General features: G+C 76.0%; 2 protein-coding genes. Both read right to left on the reverse strand.

Features of this window, described 5'->3' with window-relative positions; all coding sequences use genetic code 11:
- Nucleotides 1-1177: amino acid adenylation domain-containing protein (locus ACTIDRAF_RS31110; protein WP_016701329.1), on the reverse strand; the 1177-nt coding region annotated here is incomplete at its 3' end.
- On the reverse strand, nt 1174-6112 hold a 4939-nt coding region (locus ACTIDRAF_RS0224605; protein WP_016701330.1), incomplete at its 5' end, for a non-ribosomal peptide synthetase. The genes ACTIDRAF_RS31110 and ACTIDRAF_RS0224605, both read right to left, overlap by 4 nt.

The raw sequence follows: 6112 nt of genomic DNA on the forward strand, positions 1-6112 counted from the left end.
CCGTCAGGCCCGGCCGGCCGAGGTAGCCCACCGCCACCGCCTGCCCACCGATGCACAGTTCGCCCTCCGCGCCCACCGGCAGCGGGTTAAGGTCCTCGTCGAGGACGTGGACGCGGGTGTTGTCGATCGGGGTGCCGATGGGCACGAACGGCCGGTCGTCCTCGGCCCGCACCGGCCAGTGGGTGACGTCGATGGTGGCCTCGGTGGGGCCGTAGAGGTTGTGCAGCGCGCAGTGCGGGAGCCGCCGGGTGAACTCGGCGGCGACCGGTTTGGGCAGGGCCTCGCCGCTGGAGACCGCCACCCGCAGCGACTCGGCCCGTTCGACGTCGGCCACGTCGAGGAACGCGGGGACCAGCGACGGCACGAAGTGCAGCACCGTCACGGCCTCGTCCCGGACCAGGCGCACCATCGCCGTGGCGTCCCGGCGTGCCGGTTCGGGGGTGATGACCAGTCGGGCACCGCTGATCAGCGGCAACAACTGCTCCCACACCGACACGTCGAAGCTGAACGAGGTCTTGTGCAGGATGACGTCGTCGGGGCCGATGCCGTACTGGTCGCGCATCCACAGCAGGCGGTTGACCAGGCTGCGGTGGTTCACCGCGACGCCCTTGGGCCGGCCGGTGGACCCGGACGTGTAGATGACGTAGGCGAGCAGGTCGGCGCCGGGGAAGTCGACGGCGGCCCCGCCGCCCGCCGTGGACCACCCGGCCGAGCACACCAGGGCCGGCCCCCGGTAGCCCAACTCCGCGAGGCGCTCGGCGGTGTCGGTGACGAGCGCGGACGCGCCGGCGTCGCCGAGCAGGAACTCCAACCGCTGGGCGGGCAGCTCCGGGTCCAGCGGGAGGTAGGCGGCCCCCGCGTACAGCACGCCGAGGACGGCGGTGATCCGCTCCTGGGAGGGGGGCAGCGCGATGGCCACCACGTCACCAGGGCGCACCCCCAGCTCGGCCAGCCGCGCCGCCACCCCGCCCGCCGCCGCGTCCAGCTCGGCGTAGGTGAGCGTGCCGCCCTCGAAGGTGACGGCGGGACGCTCACCGTGCTCGGCCACCCGCTCCCGCACCAGTTCGTGGATGCCCACCTCGGTGGGCCGGTCGCGGACCGTGTCGTTCCACTCGGCCACTCTCGCGGCGGTGTCGTCGGCGTCGTCGGCGAACAGGTCGCGCACGCGCAGGGTCACGGGTTCTCTCCTCCGTCAGGGTCGCCACTGCCGGCGATCCGCTCCAGCAGGCGGGCCAGGTGGCGGACCAGTCCGCTCGCCTCGGCCGGGGCCAGCGCGTGGGGCTGGTAGGTCAGTTCGAAGGTCAGCCGGTCTCCCGGCAGGACGGTCAGGGACACGGCGAACTCGGTGCTCTCCACGGCGCGGACGACCCGCAGCGCGCCGTGCTCGCCGAGGGGCTGCCCGGTGCGGTCGCCGGGGTAGTTCTCGAACACCACGATGGAGTCGAACAGGGCGTCGCGGACCCCCGCCCAGCCGCGGATGCGACCCAGCGGGTGCGCCGCGTGCTGGTAGGTCTCGACCAGGTTCCGCTGGACCTCGCGGAACAGCGAGGGCAGCTCGGCGTCCTCCTCGAACCGCACCCGCAGGGGCAGCGTGTTCAGGCACAGCCCGACGAGCCGTTCGGACCGGGGGATCTCGTCGGGCCGCAGCGACATGACCACCCCGAACAGCAGGTCCCGGCTCCCGCACCGCTGCCCCAGCAGCAGCGACCACGCGGCCAGTACCACCGAGTGCAGGGTGGCCCGGCCGCGTTCCGCCAGCCGGGTCAGCGACCGGGTCGACTCCGGGGACAGCTCGGCGGTGGCCAGGGCGGCCGGTCCCGTGCCCGGCGCGCCGGCGCGCGCGAGCCTGGTGGGCTGGGCGCCGGCCAGGGTCTCCCGCCAGAAGCGGGCCCCGGACTCCTCGTCCTGGGCGGCCAACCAGCGGAGATAGGCGTCGTAACCGGGTCGGGCCGGCGGTGCCCAGGCGCGGCCGGTCACCTCGGCCTCGTAGGCGGAGGCGACGTCGGCGAGCACCAAGGGCAGGCTCCACCCGTCGAGCAGGATGTGGTGGTGGCTCCACAGCAGCCAGCGGCCGGCGCGGCCCCCGTCGATCCAGTGCCAGCGCTGCTGGCCCGGGGTGGCCAGGTCGAAGGGTTCGGCCCGGTCGGCGTCCACCACGGCGGTCGGCCCGGTGTCGGGTAGGGCGTGCACGCGCCAGTCCACGGGCGGCGGCGCCCCGATGACCTGCACGGGTTCGTCCAGGCCGGCGCTGGCGAACGCCGCGCGGAACACGTCGGTGTGGTCGACCACCCGTTGCCAGGCCGCCCGCAGCACCGCCGGGTCGATGTCGCCGTCCACGGCGAACAACAGCTGTGTGTGGTAGGCGGCGGATGCGGGCCGGGCCAGGTGCCAGGCCAACATGCCCTGCTGAGCCGGTGCCAGCGGCAGGAGCGCCCGGGTGTCGGGGCGGGCGGTCAGGACCGCGCGCAGGTCCTCGCCGGACAGGGCGACGGCCGGGTGGTCGGCGGGGACGGCGGCGACGCCGACCGGTCCGTCCAAGGCCGACACCAGGTCGACCAGGGCGGCCAGCAGCCCCTCCGCCAGCGACCGGACCGTCGCCGACGTGAACCTGCCCGGGTCGCGGTGCCACTCCGTCCACAGGCCACGCTCATCCAGGCCGGACACCAGCTCCAGGCCCGGGGGCACGGCGTGTTCGGGCGCGGCGTCGTCACCGACGGTCTGCCGGTCCGCCCTGGTGAACAGCCCCGCGCCGCGCGGTCCGGCGGTGGACCCGAGGTGGTTGACGACCAGCTCCGGTTCGGGGTCGGTGCCGGTGCGCAGGAGGCCGTAGCCGACGCCCTCGTCCGGGACGGCGGCCAGCGTCTCGCGCACGTGGCGCAGCGTCGCCAGCGGATCCTCGGTGCGGACGTCGAAGGCCACCGGGTGCACGCTGGTGAGCCATCCGACGGTGCCGGTCAGGTCGGGCCAGCCGGGTGGGCCGGACCGTCCGTGCGTCTCGCGGAGCACCGCCACCCGGGAGTCCCCGGTCCACCGGGCGACGACGCGGGCCAGGGCCGCCAGCAGGATCTCGTCCACCCGCAGCCGGTGCCGGGTGGACACCGCGAGCAGTGCCTCGCTGGCAGCCGGGGGCAGGGTGACCAGCACCGGCCCGGCGCCGGCCCCCTCGTCGCCCTGTCCCGGTGACGCGGGCAGGCGGGGCAGGTCAGCCAGGGTCCGCCGCCAGTGCTCGCGTTGGGCGGGGGTGTCCACGCCGGCGGTGAGGGCGGGTTGGAGCCGGGCGAGGTCGGCGAACGGGGTCGGTGGGGCGGGCAGGGTGACCGGTTCGCCCCGGGCCACCTGCCGGTAGGCGGTGTCCAGGTCGGACAGCACGGTCTCCCAGGAGGCGTCGTCCACCGCCAGGTGGTGGGCCACCAGCAGCACGGCCGGCCCGCCGTCCACCCGCTCGCCGACCAGGGCCGCCAGGGTGGGGCCCTCCTCGACGTTCATCGCCGTGTGCACCGGGCGCGCCAGTTCCGCGACGGTGCGCGGACCGATCGGCTCCCCGGCCTCCACCACCAGCGCCAACCCGTCGGAGGGTGGGGCGAGCACGGCGTGGTCCTGCCAGCGTCCCTCCGCCCACACCGCGCGCAGCCGGAACGCGTCGTGGTGGGCCGCGACGGCCCGCAACGCCGCCAGCAGCAGCGCCGGGTCCACCGGTTCGGCCGGCTCCGCCAGCACCGCCTGGTTGAGGTGCCCGGTGTCGCGGGGGAGTCCGGTGAGGAACCGGCGTTGCGCCGGGGTCAGCCACAGCCGGCCCTCCCCGTCCGGCGGTGCGGCCGGGACGGCGGTGGTGGACGCCGGTGGCAGCGGCGCGGCGCTGGCCGCCAACTCGGCCAGGGACGCCGTCCGCAACACCTGGGCCAGGTCCACCCGCCACCCGGCTGCGCGGGCCCGGGCCACCACCCGGATCGCGCTCACCGAGTCGCCACCGAGGTCGAAGAAGTTGTCGTGCCGGCCGATCACGGTGCCGGCGGTCACGGGCAGGACCTGCGCCCAGATGGCCGCCAGGTCCCGTTCGGTCCCGGTCACCGCCGCGTCCACCGCCGCCGTGGTGGACGCGGCGGACGTCGGGTCGGGCAGGGCGGCGACGTCGAGCTTCCCGGTGGCTCCGAGCGGGAGTTCCCCGAGCACCACCAGGTGCGCGGGCACCATCGCGCGGGGCAGCCGGTCCCGCAGCCGACGCCGCACCTCGGCGCACAGCTGGTCCCGGTCCGCCGCCGGGTCGACGGGCACCAGGTAGCCGACCAGGGCGGTGACGCCCTCGGCGTCGGAGTGGGGCAGGACGGCGCAGTCCGCCACCCGGGGGTCGGCGGCGAGCGCCACCTCCACCTCGTGGGGTTCGACGCGGACACCGGCGATCTTCACCTGGCGGTCGGCCCGCCCGACGAACTCCAGACCCCCGTCCGGGTGATGGCGGGCCAGGTCGCCGGTGCGGTAGGCGCGGGCACCGGGAACGCCGGCGTGCGGGTCGGGGACGAAGCGGTCCGCCGTCGCCGCCGGGTTGCCCAGGTAGCCGCGGGCGAGGACGGCACCGCCGATGACCAGTTCGCCCACGACGCCCACCGGGACCGGTTGGCCGTCCGGGTCGAGGACGTAGACCCGGGCGTTCGGCAGGGCCCACCCCAAGGGGACCCGGTCGGGGGGTGGGTCGCCGGGGCCCTGCCAGTGGGTGGCGATGATCGAGGCCTCGGTGGGGCCGTAGGTGTGGTGCAGGGAGGCCGAGGTCCGCGCGGCGAACCGGGCCGGCAGGCTGGGGGAGAGGCGTTCCCCACCGCACAGCACGTGCCGCAGGGACGGCGCGACGGGTTCCCGCAGGTAGTGCTCGAGCAGGGTGGGCACCAGGTGCAGCACCGCGACCCGTTCGGCGGCCACCAGGTCGGCGATGGCGCCGACGTCGCCGTGACGGTCCTGGTCGAGCACCACCAGCCGACCACCGTTGGCCAGGGGGTGGAGCACCTCCCACAGGGAGATGTCGAACCCGACGGCCGCGACCTGGGCCACGGCCTCCCCGGGGCGCAGCGGGTACGCCCGCCGGGACCACAGCAGCTGGTTGGCCAGCCCGCGTTGCGTGCACTGCACGCCCTTGGGGGTTCCGGTGGACCCGGAGGTGTAGGTGACGTAGGCCAGCTGGTCGGGTTCCGGCCGCCGCCCCGGCGCCGGGGCGGCGGGCCGCAGCTCCTCGACCCGCAGCGTCGGCAGGCCGTCGGCAGCGCCGCCCAGCTCGCCGGCGCCGTCGCTGATCACGGCGTGCGCGCCGCAGTCGGCGAGGATCGCCCGGTGCCGCTCGGCCGGCTGTTCCGGGTCCAGGGGGACGTAGACACCGCCCGCCTTCCAGATGCCCAGCACCACGGCCGGCAGCTCCGCCCGGCGCCCGAGCCTGGTCGCCACCGGGCCCTCCACCGGGAGCCCTCGGCTCCGCAGCCAGGCCGCGACGCCGTCCGCGAGGGCGTCGAGTTCGCGGTAGGTGAGCGACCGGGTCGACGTGGTCACCGCCGTCGCGTCCGGCGTGGCCGCCACCCACCGTTCGACCAGGCCGAGCACCTCGGTGGGCCGGTCGGGCAGGGTCCGCTGGTTCGGCGCGGCCAGCAGCCGCCGCCGTTCCCGGTCGTCCACCAGGTCCAACGCGGCCACCGGCGTTCCCGGCGCCTCGGCCGCGCTGACGAGCAGCCGCGCCAGCGTGGCCGCCAACCCGTCCACACCGGCCTGGCCCAGGAGGTCGGCCGCCGCGCGGACCTCGATGTCCACCTCACCCGGGGTGACGCGCGCGGTGATCTCCAGGTCGAAGGCGCCCAGCAGGGGTGTGCGGGGCACGGTCGTCGCCGTGGCCCCGGCGAACGCCACGGCCTCCGGGACGGCCTCGTCGTCCACGTCGAACACGACCTGGGTCAGGACCCGGTCGGCGCGGGACAGCTCCCGCACGATCTGCTGCGTCGGAACCGAGCCGTGCGCGAACGCGCCGCGCGCCGCGTCCCGGGTTCGGGACACCTGGACCGTGAACGGCTCCGCCGGGTCGACCTCCGCCCGGACCGGCAGCACGTTGACCAGGGGGCCGACCAGGGCGGCCCGGGTGTCG

Origin of the sequence: Actinoalloteichus spitiensis RMV-1378 (genome assembly GCF_000239155.1) — a bacterium.
Taxonomy (GTDB): domain Bacteria; phylum Actinomycetota; class Actinomycetes; order Mycobacteriales; family Pseudonocardiaceae; genus Actinoalloteichus_B; species Actinoalloteichus_B spitiensis.